Annotated in this window: 13 protein-coding genes; 7 read left to right on the top strand and 6 right to left on the bottom strand. The window is 63.2% G+C overall.

The features are described from left to right. Positions 1–27: 27 nt before the first annotated feature. Positions 28–606: a PEP-CTERM sorting domain-containing protein gene (locus AC0IYS_RS09565; RefSeq protein WP_471704927.1), complete on the top strand. Its 579-nt coding sequence runs from the start codon at positions 28–30 to the stop codon at positions 604–606. On the opposite strand, the gene AC0IYS_RS09560 is transcribed toward AC0IYS_RS09565, so the two are convergent. Together AC0IYS_RS09560 and AC0IYS_RS09555 are read right to left on the bottom strand one after the other, a co-directional pair. Then, positions 603–2,147 (bottom strand): methyl-accepting chemotaxis protein, encoded by a 1,545-nt coding sequence (locus AC0IYS_RS09560; protein ID WP_471704926.1) that lies wholly within the window; start codon positions 2,145–2,147, stop codon positions 603–605. The genes AC0IYS_RS09565 and AC0IYS_RS09560 overlap by 4 nt on opposite strands. 12 nt (positions 2,148–2,159) lie before the next feature. Further along, complete coding sequence (locus AC0IYS_RS09555; protein ID WP_471704925.1) at positions 2,160–2,945, bottom strand: transporter; 786 nt, start codon at positions 2,943–2,945, stop codon at positions 2,160–2,162. 301 nt (positions 2,946–3,246) lie between these two features. Here AC0IYS_RS09555 and AC0IYS_RS09550 point away from each other — a divergent pair, with 301 nt between their 5' ends. From AC0IYS_RS09550 to AC0IYS_RS09535, 4 genes are all read left to right on the top strand, one after another. Continuing rightward, complete coding sequence (locus AC0IYS_RS09550) at positions 3,247–4,410, top strand: sensor histidine kinase (RefSeq protein ID WP_471704924.1); 1,164 nt, start codon at positions 3,247–3,249, stop codon at positions 4,408–4,410. A 259-nt stretch (positions 4,411–4,669) separates the two neighbouring features. Next, positions 4,670–6,076: an L-cystine transporter gene (locus tag AC0IYS_RS09545; protein ID WP_471704923.1), complete on the top strand. Its 1,407-nt coding sequence runs from the start codon at positions 4,670–4,672 to the stop codon at positions 6,074–6,076. Positions 6,077–6,153: 77 nt separating this feature from the next. After that, complete coding sequence (locus tag AC0IYS_RS09540; RefSeq protein WP_471704922.1) at positions 6,154–6,516, top strand: hypothetical protein; 363 nt, start codon at positions 6,154–6,156, stop codon at positions 6,514–6,516. A gap of 150 nt (positions 6,517–6,666) precedes the next feature. Continuing rightward, a complete protein-coding gene (locus tag AC0IYS_RS09535; RefSeq protein ID WP_471704921.1) occupies positions 6,667–7,131 on the top strand; it encodes a hypothetical protein in 465 nt (154 codons plus the stop codon). 116 nt (positions 7,132–7,247) lie between these two features. On the opposite strand, the gene AC0IYS_RS09530 is transcribed toward AC0IYS_RS09535, so the two are convergent. The 4 genes from AC0IYS_RS09530 to AC0IYS_RS09515 form a co-directional block, all read right to left on the bottom strand. Then, positions 7,248–8,669 carry an OmpP1/FadL family transporter gene (locus tag AC0IYS_RS09530; protein ID WP_471704920.1) on the bottom strand — a complete coding sequence of 474 codons (1,422 nt, stop codon included), beginning with the start codon at positions 8,667–8,669 and terminating at the stop codon, positions 7,248–7,250. A gap of 326 nt (positions 8,670–8,995) precedes the next feature. After that, complete coding sequence (locus tag AC0IYS_RS09525; RefSeq protein WP_471704919.1) at positions 8,996–12,268, bottom strand: efflux RND transporter permease subunit; 3,273 nt, start codon at positions 12,266–12,268, stop codon at positions 8,996–8,998. Positions 12,269–12,280: 12 nt separating this feature from the next. Further along, positions 12,281–13,480, bottom strand: a complete 1,200-nt coding sequence (locus tag AC0IYS_RS09520) for an efflux RND transporter periplasmic adaptor subunit (RefSeq protein ID WP_471704918.1) — start codon at positions 13,478–13,480, stop codon at positions 12,281–12,283. Positions 13,481–13,797: 317 nt separating this feature from the next. Further along, on the bottom strand, positions 13,798–14,241 hold the full coding sequence (locus AC0IYS_RS09515; protein ID WP_471704917.1) for a divergent PAP2 family protein: 444 nt from the start codon (positions 14,239–14,241) through the stop codon (positions 13,798–13,800). A gap of 108 nt (positions 14,242–14,349) precedes the next feature. Here AC0IYS_RS09515 and AC0IYS_RS09510 point away from each other — a divergent pair, with 108 nt between their 5' ends. After that, a complete protein-coding gene (locus tag AC0IYS_RS09510; protein ID WP_471704916.1) occupies positions 14,350–15,408 on the top strand; it encodes a DUF475 domain-containing protein in 1,059 nt (352 codons plus the stop codon). A gap of 49 nt (positions 15,409–15,457) precedes the next feature. Beyond that, positions 15,458–15,829 carry a hypothetical protein gene (locus AC0IYS_RS09505; RefSeq protein ID WP_471704915.1) on the top strand — a complete coding sequence of 124 codons (372 nt, stop codon included), beginning with the start codon at positions 15,458–15,460 and terminating at the stop codon, positions 15,827–15,829. The last annotated feature ends 41 nt before the right edge of the window (positions 15,830–15,870 follow it).

Genomic DNA, 15,870 nt, shown 5'->3' with positions numbered 1-15,870 from the left:
TTTCTAACTTACTTCAACAGGACATTCATGCATTCCATCATCCGCAAATTGGCCTTCAGCGCCGTCATCGCGCTGTCCACATCCCTGGCCTCGGCCGGTGTGCTCACCTTCGACGACATCGTCGGTCCCGACGGCTACGCCCACGTACCCGACAACTACGGCGGACTGGACTGGTCGGCATCCGGCCTGTCGGTGTTCACCGGCGAGCAGGCGCCGTTCACCCCGCATTCGGGCACTGGCAGGGTGACGACGGACTGGATCGACGGCGGGCCGGTCGCCAGCACCATCCGCTTCCTGGCGCCAACCGTTTTCAACGGCGCCTGGTTCTCGGGATACGGCGACAGCAGCGTGCGCTTTGATTTATATAAGGGAAACCAGCTGGTCGCCAGCTCGGCGCTGCTGCAACTGTCGGACGTGCCGGCCTACCTGGACGCCGGCTGGAATGGCACCATCGATGCGATCGTGGTCTCGAGCGGCTTTCAAGGGTCGTACGTGATGGACGACCTGAGCTTCCAGAGCGCGTCGCCGGTGCCCGAGCCTGGCCCGCTCACGCTGCTGCTGGCCGGAATGGGACTCATCGGCGTCGTGCGGCTGCGCCGGTCCTAACGCGACAGCCGGAAGACCTTCACCGCTTCGGCCAGCTGGTCGGCCTGCGCCTGCAGGGCGCCGGCCGCCGCCGCGGCCTGTTCCACCAGCGCGGCGTTCTGCTGCGTGGTGCTGTCGATGCTGCCGATGGCTTGATTGATCTGCTCGATCCCCAGTTCCTGCTCGCGGCTGGCGGTGGCGATCTCGCCGACGATGGTGCTGACGCGGCCGATGCCGTTGACGATCTCGTCCATCGTGCCGCCGGCCTGGCCGACCAGCACGCTGCCCGCCCCCACCTGCGCCACCGACGCGTCGATCAACTGCTTGATCTCCTTGGCGGCCGAATCGGACCGGTGCGCCAGGCTGCGCACCTCGGAGGCGACCACCGCGAAGCCACGGCCCTGCTCGCCCGCGCGCGCCGCTTCCACGGCTGCGTTCAAGGCCAGGATATTGGTCTGGAACGCGATACCCTCGATCACGCCGATGATGTCGACGATCTTCTGCGACGAGGCGTTGATGGCGCCCATCGTCTCGACCACCTGCGTCATCACCGCCCCGCCCTTGCTGGCCACGCTGGCCGCCGACGACGCCAGATCGTTGGCCTGGCCCGCGTTGCTGGAATTTTGCTTCACCGCCGACGTCAACTCCTCCATCGACGATGCCGTCTCCTCGAGCGAGCTGGCCTGCGACTCGGTGCGCGACGACAGATCCATATTGCCGGTGGCGATTTCGCTCGACGCCAGCGCGATGGCGTCGGTGCCGCTGCGCACCTGGCTGACGATGGTGTGCAGGCTCGCGTTCATATTGGACAGCGCGCGCTTGAGCAAGCCCGTCTCAGAGATATCCGCCGCGTCGAGCGTCATGCTGCCGGACAGATCCCCTTTCGACACGCGCTCCGCGAACCGGACCGCCTCGTTCAAGGGCTGCATGATCGAGCGGGTGATCAGTTGGCCGATCACCAGCGCCACGATCACCGCCAGCAGTGAAAACCCGATGATCTGGTAGCGCGAGTTGGCCACCGCGCTGTCGCCGACCTCCTTGGCCGACTCCGAGTTCTTCTCGATCAGGTCGCTCAGCGTCGACATGCTTTTTTCCAGCACCCGGAAGCTGTCCATGAAGCCGCCGAACTTGGCCTGCGCCGCATCCTTGTTGGTCAGCGACAGCTCGACCATTTCCTCGGTGTTCTTCAGGTAACGCTCGACGTCTGGCCTTACCGTCGCGATCGCGGCGCGGACCTCGGCATCGATGTCGGCCGCCTCCATATCCTTGATGCCCTTGCGGAACAGGGCCATGTGCTCGGCCAGGTCTTCGCGCACGCCCTTGACCTCGGCCGGATCGTTCTTCTCGGCGGCAAGACGCGCGGCCAGCACATCGGCGCGCAGCGCGTCATGCATCATATCGGCCTGCAATTGATCTTTCATCGCCGCGCTGTTGGTGCTGATGGAACTGATCGCCCCGTCCAGCACGTGCACCGCCACGTAACCGACCACCCCAACCAGGCTGACAAACGCCAGCGTGACCACATTGGATACCAGCAAGCGCTGCCTGATCGTCAACCGCATGGGAACTCCTGCTTAAAATTTCATGGAAAGGCCGACGGTCCAGCTCCAGTCGGGCGTTCGGCTGTTGAGTCCGCGCGACAGTGCCGTATCGATTTGCACAGTCTTCGTCAGCAGATAGGCCACGCCGACGTCAAGCGTGCTGATGGTCCCGCCGTCGCGCGCCCGGGCGATCTTCTCATCGGAGTACTCGACAAACGTACGCAGCTGATCGGTCCACCCTTTGCCCAGCACGATGCCGAAAATGCCGGTGGTGTGGCGGTCGCCGTTGTCGTTGGGCAGCCAGGCCAGGCCGGGCATGACGCCGAGCGACCAGTCGTCGGCGAATTCCCACTCGGCGGCCAGCCGTAGCGAACCGCCCTTGCCTTGCGCGCGAAACGGCGCCGAGCCGGTGTCGAGGTCCACGTGGGCGAGCACGCCCATCGACGGCGACGCGCCGTTCTCGTCGGCGATATGCCATTTAACGCCGAGCGAGACGTCGCCATAACCGCTGTCGGTCGAGCGCGCGCCACTGGCGAGGTCGGTGGTGGTGGCGCGCATGCGCCCGTCCGTCTCCAGACGGATTTCCCACGTGTCGGAGATGCCATAGCGCAGCAAGGTCGGTGTCGAGTATGCTTTATCCTTGACGCCGTCGGCCTTGTTGCGATCGGCGGCGAAGCTGGTTTCGATCTGAAAGCGGCCCTTGCCGACGACGTTGCTCGACTCGACGAAATCCGGCCGGTCGGTGGCGATCTCATCATCGGCCGCGATGGCGAACGCAGGCAACATAAGCAGTGCGACAACAATTTTTTTGATAGTCATGACGGCTCTCCAACAAAGACATTCCGAGCACAACCGTAACACATTGATTTACATCAACGGTTGGTAAATTTCCACACGCACACACTTACGCCATGACTTCAATCGCGTAACTCACTTGCGTGAAATAGGGTGTCCGTTTCCGGACGATGGTGGGCGAAGCCGGGCAAGGGGCGCCGCGCCCGCAGCCCGGCAGGCGTCGCTATCGCATTGATTTATATGATTTAATCACCAATCAACCCGGTGGCACGGCGATTGCAATAGTGAGGGCGACACAACCACACTCACGCAGTCACGCATCACTATGGACCAGGCCCTCAGCCCCACGATCATCGCCAACCGCCGCCGCAACACCGTGCTCGCCATCGCCGCGCTGCTCGCGACGCTGTGCGTCGGCGCCTGGGGCATCAACCACGCCGTCAGTCCCAGCGTGGCGGCAGACAGCGCCAGCATCGCCGAAGTGCGCGTTGGCGATATCGCCAACACCATCAACGCCTCCGGCATCGTCATCCCGATTCACGAAGCGCTGGTCGCCAGCCCGATCCAGACGCGCGTCGCCAAGGTCCAGGCCAAGCTCGGCCAGCAAGTGCAGGCCGGCGAGCTGCTGCTGGAACTCGACAACCGCACCGTGCTGCTGGCGCAGCTCGACCTGCTGCCGCTGGGCGATAGCCAGTTGCTGACCGACGCCGACGGCCGCCGTTACCGGGCCCAGCGCGGCCACTTCCACGATCGCGGCTTCGCCCGCCACTTTCTGTTGATCGAGGAGCTGACCGAGGAACTGGAAAGCTCGGAAAAGGATACCTACGACAAGCTGATCCGCGTGTTGGCGCATGAGGTCAACAATACCGTGGCCGCCACCGGCTCGGTGCTCGACTCGCTGCTGTACTACCGCGGCCAGCTGAACGATCGCGACGGCGACGACTTCAGCACCGCCATCGTCGCCGTCAAGCGGCGCAATGTCAGCCTCGGCGAGTTCATCGAGCGCTTCACGCGCGTGGTCAAGATGCCGGCGCCGGAGCTGCGTCCCAGCGCCGTGCGCGACATCATGGACGACATCTTGTATCTGTACCGCGAGCCGTGCCGCGCCCGTGGCATCCGCATCGGCTGGGAACGCTGCGACGAGGTGCCGGCCGTAGGGCTGGACCGGCATTTGATCGAGCAGGCGCTGCTAAACGTGGTCAAGAACGCGATGGAGGCGGTGGAGGAAGCGGCGCTCGGCGAGCGGTTTATCGCGTTCGCGCTGAAAAATGAAGCGGATGGCGTGGGGTTGTCGGTCACTGATTCGGGCAACCTCCTGGGCAAGATACCGGCGCGGCAGTTGTTCACGCCGTTTTTCACCACCAAGAAGGGTGGCCAGGGGATCGGGTTGTTGTTCGTGCGCGAGGTGATGAACCGGCACGGCTTCGCTTATCGGCTGGCGGCGACCGGGGATGGGACGACGCGGTTTGATATCTGGTTCAAATCCTGAATGAGTCGATTTCTCGAAGAGCTTGGCATGGATCGTGCTCGCCGTTGCGCTACGGGTAACAGACGCGGCCGACGGGCACCGGGGCCGCTTATGAAAAAAACGTATAGCCATATAGCTAAATATTCGCTTTATGCGGGATAACGGCCTCGTTTATATCGAGAAACGCATATAAAATGACCGACCGCTCAGCATTTTCTGCTTGATGCAAGGGAATGTGTGGTGGCGGGTAATCTGTCTAATTTGTGGCAAAGGGTGGGCAATGGCGATAAACGTGGGGTTGAACTTGCTGGCGGCGGTGGTTTTGCTGGGTGTGCTCTACGCGCAGCAGCGCAAGCACGCGTCCTTTTCGGTGCGCGTGTTCACCGGCATGGGGCTGGGCATCGTGCTGGGCGCGGCGCTGCAGGCGATCTACGGGGCCGGCTCGGCCGAGTTGAAAACCACCGGCGAATACCTCGACATCATCGGCTCGGGCTACGTCAAGCTGCTGCAAATGATCATCATGCCGCTGATCATGGTCTCGATCATCGCCGCCATCCTCAAATTAAAGGGCATGGATTCGCTGAGCAAGATCAGCGCGCTGACCATCGGCACCCTGATGGTCACCACCCTGATCGCGGCCGGCATCGGCATCCTGATGGCCAAGCTGTTCCACCTGACGGCCGTCGGCCTGACCGCCTCGGCGGCCGACATCGCGCGCGGCGTCTACCTGCAAGGCAAGGTCGAAGCGGCGCAGGCGATCTCGCTGCCGAGCATGCTGCTCAGCTTCATCCCCGCCAATCCCTTCCTCGACCTGACCGGCGCCCGCAAGACCTCGACCATCGCCGTGGTGATCTTCGCCGTCTTCATCGGCATCGCCGCCACCGGCATCCACGACAAGAAGCCGGACATCTTTGCCTCCTTCGACAACTTCATCAAGGTCGCGCACGCCATCGTCATGCGCATCGTCACCCTGGTGCTGCGTCTGACGCCGTACGGCGTGTTCGCGCTGATGGCGCAGGTGGTGTCGACCTCCAGCTATACCGACATCCTGCACCTGATCGACTTCGTGCTGGCCTCGTACAGCGCGCTGTTGCTGATGTTCGTGGTGCACCTGCTGATCGTCACCGGCGCCGGCTTGAACCCGGTGCGCTTCGTCAAGAAAATCCTGCCGGTGCTGACCTTCGCCTTCACCTCGCGCAGCAGCGCCGGCGCCATCCCGATGAGCGTGCAGACGCAAACGCTGCGCCTGGGCACGTCGGAAGGCATCGCCAACTTCGCCGCCTCGTTCGGCGCCACCATCGGCCAGAACGGCTGCGCCGGCATCTACCCGGCCATGCTGGCTGTCATGATCGCCCCCACCGTCGGCATCGACCCGTTTACCGTCCACTTCATCCTGCCGCTGCTGGCCATCATCACCATCGGCTCGGTGGGCGTAGCCGGGGTCGGCGGCGGTGCGACGTTCGCCGCGCTGATCGTGCTATCCTCGATGAACCTGCCGGTGGCGCTGGCCGGACTGCTGATTTCGATCGAACCGCTGATCGACATGGGCCGCACCGCGCTAAACGTCAGTGGTTCAATTACCGCTGGCACCGTCACCAGCCGGGTGCTTGGCGAGACCGACCTTGGCGTCTTCAACAGCGACGCCGACTTGCCGGTCGACAGCGACAGCGAGCGCAAAACAGCCTGACCGAAAATCGCGGGAACCGCCCGCGCGCACGCGCTGTCTAAATTTTTCCCTGACGTTTTTTTTGAAAGGAAAGAATGATGACTTCTCTGCACACAACCACCAAAGTAGTTTTGGGCGCGGCCTTCGCGGTCGCGCTGCTGGCCGGCTGCAACAAGCGCCCGGCCGACCAGCCACAAACCCCGTCGGCGACACCGGAAAGCACGACCCCGGCAACGCCATCGACCACCCCCAGCCCGACACCGGACGCCACCACACCGGGCGCCACCGGCGCCGGCTCGGGTGGAACGGGTAGTGGCAGCGGCACCAGCGGCGGTGCCGGCAGCACGGGCGCCGGCGGCACCAGCAGCGGCGGCAGCGGCGCCGGAACCGGCGGCGCAGGCAGCAGCGGCGGCACCGGCGGCACCGGCAGCGGCGGCTCCACCACGCCACCGGGCCAGTAAGCTCAGCGTCGGCGCAAGCCATGCGGCATGAGCGGGTGGCAATTGTGAAGTGTTGCGTATGGATCATACGTAACAATTGGGGAGATTTCTCCAGGCAAATAGTCCTAGAATGGCGCGAGACACCTCACCGCCAATCAGGCAAAGGCCAACATGTCGCTCCTTCACCGCGCGCTTCGCACGATTTTCTACATCAAGGCGCGCACACACCGCCACGGCCAGGTATCCGACGACAACGTGACCTTGTGCAAGCCGGCGCTCCGAGCGCCGGCACTGGCGCTGGGTCTGTTTTTCGTCCCACTGGCATGCGCCGGCTGTATTGTCATGCTTTACAGCCTGGTCTTTCCCACTGCCGAAAAGACCAGGAAAGTGATGATGGAAAAGGCGCTCGTCTCCTGCCGTGCGGCGCTGATCGCCAGCACCTACGCCCCGGCGATTGATTGGCGTGTGCTAACGCGCGCGCCAAACCAGGCCATTGTCACCAGCGATCACGTTTCTTTGTCGTGGCATGACGAGGTGGCCGACGCGCCGCATCGCCGGGCGCCGGCCACTTGCGAAGGCACGTTGTACATCGGCATGCTCACCGACTTAAAAATCAACGGCCACGCACGCCCCTGACGGCGCCGAGCGGTTCCAGCCGTTTCGGCTGGCCTAAAAGCAAAAATGCCGTCCAAGCTGAGCTGGACGGCATTGTTGTTGACGGCAAACACACCGTCGTGAGGGCTAGGTGTTGATCAGAACTTGTAGTTGTACGAAATGCCGATCAGCGACAGGTGCGTATTGTAGGTGCCGCGCGTGGTCTCGCCATTGCCGGTGCAGGTGCGCGACAAGGTGTTGCACTGGTTCGTGTAGTTCACCTGCGCGTCCTTGAAGTCCACATAGCTGTACGCCAGGTCGATCGACGAACGCTGGTCCAGCTTCCAGTTCATGCCCAGCGAATACTGCATGCGGTCGCTGTCCGGCAGCGCCGGGTGGCGCAGCTCGGCGTTTTGCACCGGCGACTCGTCGAACGCCACACCGGCGCGCAAGGTCACGTTCTCGTTGTAGGCGTAGTTGCCGCCCAGCGCCACGCGCACCGTGTTTTTCCACTGCTGACGGATCACCTCGGCGCCTTCGGTCGTGCCCGGGAACTCGATGTCCAGGTTGCCCAGACGGTTATGACGCGACCAGGTCACGTCGGCCATACCGGCCCATTTGGAATCGAACTGGTGGAAGACGTTGGCCGACAAGGTCTCCGGCGTGCGCAGCGACACCAACGCGGCCGAGTTCACGCGGTTCGACGCACTGGCCAGCACGCCATTGACAACGCGGTCGGTGGTCACGTTCGAGAAGTCCCAGATGGTGCTGCCCTTCATCTTGTGGCTGATCGACGAACGATAGCTCAGACCGAAGCGGGTGTTCTCGTCCAGCGTGAACATGTAGCCCAGGTTGAAGCCGAAGCCCCAATCCTTGACCTCGTTCTCGCCACGGCCGTCGCCGGCGGTCGCCAGCAGCGCAGGATTGCCGCCCAGCGCGGTGATCTGACGGATCAGCGCGGCGCCTTGCGCGGCGTTGGCCGGTGTGCGCAGCGCGGCGATGGTGCCCGGCACGTCGACGGCTTGGCCCAGTTCGGCCTTCATGTGTTCCGCGTCGATGCCGAAGCCGAACGAGTGCTGCTGGTTCAGCTTGAACGACACCGATGGATTGAGCGTGATCGCCTCGACCAGCACGTCGGTCAGCGCGTAGCGGCCGTTCCAGGTGCTGCCGTAGTTCAGCTTGGCGCCGTACGGCACGAACAGGCCCAGGCCGACCGCCCATTGGTCGTTCAACTTCCTGGTCGCATACAGCGACGGCGCGGTCACGGAATCAGGCGCGTAGTCGTTGGCCTGGGTGCCGCCGGTGCGCGAGCCGGTGAAACGGGTCGAGCCGCTATCGGTATAGGTCGAATGCGGCACCACGACGGTGGCGCCGGCGCTGATCTGCGTGCCTTCCAGGCGCGACATGCCGGCAGGATTGTAGAAGATGGTCGACGGGTCGTTGGCTTCGGCGCCGCTGGCGTCGGCGGTGCCTTGGGCGGACACGCTCTGCGAACCGAAACGGTAGCCGGAAGCGTTGGCGCCGGTGGTCATCAGGCTCAGGGCGGCGGCGATAATCAGGGGAAGGTGTTTGCGTTGCATGGTGGAGTCTCTCATTGTAGTCGGCGACTTTGCGCCAGGTTTTTTCTGGTCCGACAGCAAATCAACCCGGTCGGGACGGATTTGGTGCAGGAAGGCCAGCAGCTTACTACATTAATAAACTTTGCCGTAAGGTGTGTTACTAGAGGGCAAACACTAATTTTCACCTTGAAACCGAGCACCTGCTCTGCATTCCAGACGAAAAAAAGGGCCGAAGCCCTTTTTTCAACTCCAACTCCGGGGTCAAGTCTGTCATTCGGACACGAACTGGTCCGTAGCGTGACCTTACGGCGGAGACCGTGTCCGAATGTCAGACTTGACCCCCGCAGTTATTGCGGATCGAAGGCGCTCTTGTTGAGCGACACGTTCGGCGCCACGGTCGGCGGCGTGCCGCCGCGCTTGCCGGTGACCTTGCCGACCACCCACATCAGCGAGCGGTAGACGAAGCGGATCAAGGTCAGGAACAGCAGCACCTCGATCGCCGTCTGAACGAACGCGAGCGCCGTGCCCCATACGCCGAAGCGGCCGGTCCAGTGGTCGACCCGGCGGTGATACTTGACCGCCAGGCTATCCTTGTTGATCTCGATGCTGTCGTAGAAGGTCGGCACCATCAGCAAGGTCAGCACGGTCGAGGTGATCGTGCCGCCGATGATGGCGATCGCCATTGGACGGTAGAACTCGCCGCCCTCGCCCAACGCCAGCGCCACCGGGAACATGCCGGCGATCAGCGCGAAGGTCGTCATCAGGATCGGACGCAGGCGCATGCGGCCGGCGTACATCAACGCGTCCTCGCGGCTGTAGCCCTCCTCCTCGCGCTTGCGGGCGGCGTCGAGCAGCAGGATGGCATTCTTCGCCACCAGACCCATCAGCATGATCACCCCGATCAAACTCATCAGGTTAATCGTGCCCTTGGTCATCAGCAAGCCCAGCACCACGCCGATCAGGGACAGCGGCAGCGACAGCATGACGGCGATCGGCGCCGTGAACGAACCGAACTGCATCACCAGGATCAAATACATCAGGCCGATACCGGCCAGCAGCGAGATCATCATCTGGCTGAACACTTCGTTCATGTCCTTGCCGGCGCCGCCCAGCGACAGGCCATAGCCCGGCGGGAAGTCGATTTCCTTGGCCAGTTTCATGGCGTCGTTGGTCACCTCGCCCGGCGAACGGCCCTGGGCGTTGGCGCTCACCGAGATGATGCGCTTGCCATCCTTGTGCTTGATGGTCGACGGGCCCTTGCCCATCGTCACGCTGGCGATCTGGTCGAGCGGCACCATCTGGTTGGTGCCGGCCACGCTGATCGGCAGGCGCTCGATGTTCTCGGCGCTGGTGCGGTCCTCCGGCGCCAGGCGCACGGCGACGTCGCGCGATTCGCCGGTCGGGTCGACCCAGTCGCCCACTTCGATGCCGGCGAAGGCCACCCGCAACGCCTGGGCGGCGTCGCCGGCGGCGATGCCCATCGAGTTCGCCAAGCCACGGTTCAGTTCGATCTGCAGCTCGTCCTTCGGATCCTGCTCGGACAGGCTGACGTCGACCGCGCCCGGCACCTTGCGCAACCGCTCCATATAAGCGTTGGTAATTTCCATCAGTTTGCGCGAGTCGGCGCCGGTGAACTGGATCTCCACCGGTTTGCTGGCGTTGTTGCTCAAATCTTCCAGCACCGTGAACTCGGCGCCGACCAGCCCGGCCAGCTTCTCGCGCAATTCCTTGGCGATCTCGTTGGCCGAACGCTTGCGCTCGGTCTTCTTGCCGATGTCAACGTAAATGCGTCCGCCGGTCGGGTTGACATAGGCGTTGGTCTGCTTGGTTTCCTTGATGGTGAAGGCGACCTTGGCGGCACGGTCCAGCTTCAGGCGCGAGTATTCCAGGCTGGCCGACGACGGCGCCCGCACGTCGATGGCGATGGTGCCGAAATCCGACGCCGGCAGGAAGCTGAAGCCGCCCAGCTTGGCCTGCAGCGCCAGCGCGCCGGCGAAGGTGAGCACGGCCAGCACGGCCATCGCTTTGCGGTGGTGTAATGCCCAGGCGATGACGTTGCCGTAGCGATCGGCCTGATGGTCGAACCAGTTGTTAAAGCGTTCCAGCACACGGCCCAGGCCCTTGCGCGGCGCCGTGTGGTGGTCCGGCGGGTCGCCCCAGAAGGCCGACAGCATCGGATCCAGCGTGAACGAGATCAGCAGCGAGACCGCGACCGAGCACGTCACCGTCAAGGCGAACGGACGGAACCACTCGCCGGTGATGCCGGGCATGAAGGCCACCGGAATGAACACGGCCATGATGGAGAAGGTCGTGGCGGCCACGGCCATGCCGATCTCGGCCGTGCCGTTGAGCGCGGCGGTGCGGCGGTCGGCGCCCATCTGCATGTGGCGCACGATGTTTTCCCGCACCACGATGGCGTCGTCGATCAGCACGCCGATCGCCAGCGACAGGCCCAATAACGTCATGAAGTTCAGGGTGAAGCCGCACAGCCAGACGCCGATGAAGGCGGCGATCACCGAGGTCGGCAGGCTGAGCGCGGTGATCATCGTCGAACGCCACGAATTCAAAAACGCGTAGACCACGAAAATGGTCAGGCCGGCGCCGAACACCAGCGCCTCGATCACGTTGTTAAGGCTGTTCTCGGCGTCCTCGCCGCCATCTTCCGTCACTTCCAGGGTGGCGCCGGTCGGCAGCTCCTTGCGCATTTCCTCGACCATCGCCTTGACTTTGCGCGCCACCGTGACGGTCGACGCGTCCTTGGAACGGGTGATCGAAATACCGACGTTGGGCTTGCCCGAGCGCACGCTAAGCGAGCTCATCTCGGCGAAGCCGTCCTCGATCGTCGCCACTTGGGCCAGGCGCACCAGCTCGTCGCCATTGCGCTTGACCACCACCTGCTGGAAGTCCTCGGGACGCTCGATGCGGCCGACCAGGCGGATGCTCTTCTCGTCGAGCTCGCCCTTGACCTTGCCCACCGGCGCATTGGTGTTCTGGTTGCGCAAGGCGTTGACGACATCACCCACGGAAACATTATACTCACGCAGCTTCTCGGCCTTGAGCAGCACGCTCAGCTCGCGCTTGAGCGAACCGTCGATGTTGACCGAGGCCACGCCGTCGATGCCGCGGAAGCGGTCGGCCAGCTTGTCCTCGGCCAGGCGCGAGATGACGGCGTGGCTTTGCACGCTCGACGACAGCGCCAGTTGCATGACCGGCTGGGCCGAGGTGTCGATGCGTTGCAGAATCGGCTCGCGCATCTCGATCGGCAGCTTGTAGCGCACCGAAGCGATCGAATTGCGGATCTCGTCGGACGCCTCGATCAGGTTCTTGCTGAAGGCGAACTTGATGAACACGCGCGCCTGGCCCTCGGACGCGGTCGAATTGACCTCGGTCACGCCGGTGATCGACTGGAACGACTTTTCCAGCCGGTTGACGATCTCGCGCTCGACCGTCTCCGGCGACGCGCCCGGATACGGGATCATGACGACGATGAACGGCACTTCGACGTCGGGATTCTGGTTGACCCGCAATTTGCTCAGGGCCATCAGGCCCAGGCACATCATGGCGACGATCAGGACGATGGTCGCGACCGGCCGTTTAATACTGAAATCGGATAAGAACATGGCGGTGATTCCTTATTTTTCTACCGCGGTGGACGCCGAGGCCGACGCGGTGGCCGAAGTCGCCGGCTTCGGCGCGCTGAGCACGACCTTCTGGCCATCCTTGAAGCCCGAGCCGGGCACGCGCACGATGGTGTCGCCGGCGGCCAGGCCGGAGAGCACCTGCCAGCGGCCGCTGCGCTCGTCGCGGGCGCCGATGGTCAGCTGTGCCTTGTTCAAGGTGCCGCCCTTGACGCGCCACACATAATTGCTGTCGCCGGCCTGCACCAGCGCCGACGGCGGCACCATCAGCGACGACGACGATTTCGACTCGACCCGGCCTTCGGCGTACAGGCCGGCCACGCGGGGCTGCGCCGATTCGGCGAATTCGACCAGCACCTCGACCTGGCGGGTGACGGCGTTGGCGGCCGGATCGACGCGCTTGATCTTGCCGCTGAAGTTCTGGCCCGGATAGCCGTTGACGCGGAACAGCACCGGCTGGCCGACCTTGACCTCGCCGATCTTGTCGGCCGAGACCAGGCCCTCGAAACGCATGCTCGACGGATCGATCACTTTGATCAACTCTTTGCCGACCTGGGCGGTGTCGCCGTTGGACACCTTGCGTTCGCTGACGATGCCGTCGAACGGCGCGCGCACGGTGGTGCGGCTCAGCTGCTGGCGCGCCGCCACCAGGCGCGAGCGGGCCGCCGACAGGTCGCTGAGGGCGTTGTTGCGGCGGATTTCGGCGTCTTCCAGCGCCTGGGTCGAGACCATGCCGGAGGCGCGCAGGGTGGTGTTACGTTCGTGCATGCGTTCGGCCTGGGCCAGCGACTGCTGGGCCGCGCGCGAGGCTTCCTCGGCCGAGGTCAGGCTGTCGCGGATCGAGGTCTCGTCCAGGCGCACCAGCACGTCGCCCTTTTTGACGGCCTCGCCGTTTTCCTTGAGTACTTGAATTACGACGGCGCCGACTTCGGCGCGCAGGTCGGCGCGGCGCTCTGGCTGGATCGAGCCGGTGATCACCGGGCCGGAAGCGAGCGCGTTCGATTCGACGGCCAGGATATCTTCCTGCGCCATCTGCAACACCACCTCGGGCTCTTTCTTGGCATCCTTGTCGCCCTTGCCTTCCGCCTTGGCGGTGGCCGAGGCCGCCGCCCCTTTCTCGGGCTCCTTGGCAGACTTGCCGCATGCAACCAAGGCTGCAGCGACGGCGAGAGCGAGTAGGGTTTTGCGCAACATAAAGTTCTCCGAGATAGTGGACGTGGTGCTATTAGTATTTTAGCCAGACTACAGCGCGCAGAGTATCCCCGAGTGGCTCGCAGAGGTCAATCGACGTGCGACGGACGGCAGAATTTGTGGCTGAAATGCCGAATTGGGGGATGAACGGTAAGTGGACGGAAAAATACGGCCCGGGCTACCGGCAAACCCGGGAGACACGTAGGGCGGATTAGCGCCCGGCGCGTAATCCGCCATGAGCCGCCGACGGAGCCTGGCGGATTACGCTGCGCTAATCCTCCCTACGTGCCTCCGAGGTATCTCAACGGTCCCGGATGGAATCAACCCCGCCCGAAGATGGCGTGGATGGCGTGCGCGATCGCGATGCCGGTGCACAGGCCGCCGATGATCTCGACCACCGTGTGGCCCATGCGTTCGCGCAGCCAGGTGTGGCCGGAGGCAACGGCGGCGGGCCGCCCCTCCTCCGACGCCAGTCGATTAATTGCGGCGGCCTGCTTGCCGACGTGCTGGCGCAGGCTGTTGGCGTCGATCACGACGATGAAGCACAACGTCACGGCAACGCCGAACGCCGGATGCCCGATGCCCTCGCGCAGCGCGATCAGGGTCGCCATGCTCGACACCACCGCGCTGTGATTGCTTGGAAAGCCGCCGTTGCCGACCAAATTAAAGGCCCATTTGCGCGCCTTTGCGCTATTAATTAGAAACTTGATCGGGCCGACGGTGACCCAGGTAATCAGGGGCGTGACGAGGTAAGCGATGTCCATCCGGAATTCCTTTGCATTTTTGTGGCGCAATTATCGCAGATGGGTTCACAGTGGCGGAAGCAAGTCAGCTAAAATTCGGTACATCACATCATTTCAATAAAGACAATCATGCGACATTTTGGCATTTCCTTCATCGTCACCTTCATCCTCCTGGCCCTGGCCGGCTGGTGGGGCTTCAACCACGGCGGCAGTTCCGGCCTGCTGCAAGCGTTGTGGATTTGCACAGTGCTGGGCATCATGGAAGTGTCGCTGTCGTTCGACAATGCCGTGGTCAACGCCTCCGTGCTGCGCCACTGGAACGAATTCTGGCGCAAGCTGTTCCTGACGGTCGGCATCCTGGTGGCCGTGTTCGGCATGCGGCTGGTGTTTCCATTGCTGATCGTATCCATGGCCACCGGCCTGGGCCTGATGGACGTGTGGACCATGGCAACCAAGAATCCCGACGAATACTCGCGCTACCTGACCGGCGCGCATGCCCAGGTGGCGGCCTTCGGCGGCGCTTTCCTGTTGCTGGTGTTCCTCAATTTCCTGTTCGACGAGGAAAAAGAGCTGCATTGGCTGGGCTGGATCGAGGCCAAGCTGGGCGAGCACGGCACCGAGAGCCTGGCCGTGCTGCTGGCCCTGGCGGCGGTGTTCGGCTGCGTCTACCTGGTGCCGGAAACGGAGAAGTTCAGTGTATTGACGGCCGGCGTGGTCGGCGTGCTGGTGTATCTGGCGGTGGGCTGGATCAGCAGCCTGCTGGAGGAAGACCCGCCTGCCGAGGACGGCGACACCACCGAGGCCGGCGTCGGCGCCGTGGTCTCGGCCGTCTCGCGCGGCAGCATCGGCGGCTTCCTGTATCTGGAGGTGCTGGACGCGTCGTTCAGCTTTGACGGCGTGATCGGCGCGTTCGCCATCACCAAGGATGTCGTCATCATCATGCTGGGCCTGGCTATTGGCGCCATGTTCGTGCGCTCGCTGACGGTGTTCCTGGTCCACAAGGGCACTTTGGACGAATACGTCTATCTGGAGCACGGCGCGCACTACGCGATCGGTATTTTGGCACTGATCATGCTGGCCAGTGTCAAATACCATATTCCGGAGTGGTTTACGGGCTTGTCCGGGGTGGCGTTCATCGCCGTATCGCTGTGGTCATCGATCCGTCACAAGCGACTGCACCCCGCATGATAAGATTGAAAACATTGCGGACTTACCTGGATATTCAACCGGCTTACTTATGACAAAATCATCGCGTATCGTTCTGTATTTCATCGCCCTGGTGGCTGCCACCCTGCTGGTCTTCGTCGCCTATACGTGGGCGATGTTGCATATTTCCTATTCGGATGGCGAGCGCGCGGGCTACCTGCAAAAGTTTTCCACCCGTGGCTGGATTTGCAAGACGTGGGAAGGGGAGATTTTGCTGACCTCGATGCCGGGGGCGATACCGGAGAAGTTCGAGTTCAGCGTGCGCGATGAGAACGTGGCCAAGCAATTGACCGACGCCACCGGCAAGCGTGTGATTTTGAGCTACGCGCAGCACAAGGGCGTGCCGACGCAGTGTTTCGGCGAGACCGAGTATTACATCACCAAGGTGCAGGTGCAGCAGTAAAACACGATTTGGTTCAGCATGTTTGACAAGCATCCCCGCGC

It is taken from the genome of Duganella sp. AC237 (assembly GCF_979254035.1).
This window is presented reverse-complemented; position numbering and strand designations above follow the sequence as displayed.

What these genes read in the sequence shown, in the direction of transcription:
- AC0IYS_RS09565 (WP_471704927.1), top strand. Translation starts at nt 28, where the DNA reads ATGCATTCCATCATCCGCAAATTGGCCTTCAGCGCCGTCATCGCGCTG.
- AC0IYS_RS09560 (WP_471704926.1), bottom strand. Translation starts at nt 2,147, where the DNA reads ATGCGGTTGACGATCAGGCAGCGCTTGCTGGTATCCAATGTGGTCACG.
- AC0IYS_RS09555 (WP_471704925.1), bottom strand. Translation starts at nt 2,945, where the DNA reads ATGACTATCAAAAAAATTGTTGTCGCACTGCTTATGTTGCCTGCGTTC.
- AC0IYS_RS09550 (WP_471704924.1), top strand. Translation starts at nt 3,247, where the DNA reads ATGGACCAGGCCCTCAGCCCCACGATCATCGCCAACCGCCGCCGCAAC.
- AC0IYS_RS09545 (WP_471704923.1), top strand. Translation starts at nt 4,670, where the DNA reads ATGGCGATAAACGTGGGGTTGAACTTGCTGGCGGCGGTGGTTTTGCTG.
- AC0IYS_RS09540 (WP_471704922.1), top strand. Translation starts at nt 6,154, where the DNA reads ATGACTTCTCTGCACACAACCACCAAAGTAGTTTTGGGCGCGGCCTTC.
- AC0IYS_RS09535 (WP_471704921.1), top strand. Translation starts at nt 6,667, where the DNA reads ATGTCGCTCCTTCACCGCGCGCTTCGCACGATTTTCTACATCAAGGCG.
- AC0IYS_RS09530 (WP_471704920.1), bottom strand. Translation starts at nt 8,669, where the DNA reads ATGCAACGCAAACACCTTCCCCTGATTATCGCCGCCGCCCTGAGCCTG.
- AC0IYS_RS09525 (WP_471704919.1), bottom strand. Translation starts at nt 12,268, where the DNA reads ATGTTCTTATCCGATTTCAGTATTAAACGGCCGGTCGCGACCATCGTC.
- AC0IYS_RS09520 (WP_471704918.1), bottom strand. Translation starts at nt 13,480, where the DNA reads ATGTTGCGCAAAACCCTACTCGCTCTCGCCGTCGCTGCAGCCTTGGTT.
- AC0IYS_RS09515 (WP_471704917.1), bottom strand. Translation starts at nt 14,241, where the DNA reads ATGGACATCGCTTACCTCGTCACGCCCCTGATTACCTGGGTCACCGTC.
- AC0IYS_RS09510 (WP_471704916.1), top strand. Translation starts at nt 14,350, where the DNA reads ATGCGACATTTTGGCATTTCCTTCATCGTCACCTTCATCCTCCTGGCC.
- AC0IYS_RS09505 (WP_471704915.1), top strand. Translation starts at nt 15,458, where the DNA reads ATGACAAAATCATCGCGTATCGTTCTGTATTTCATCGCCCTGGTGGCT.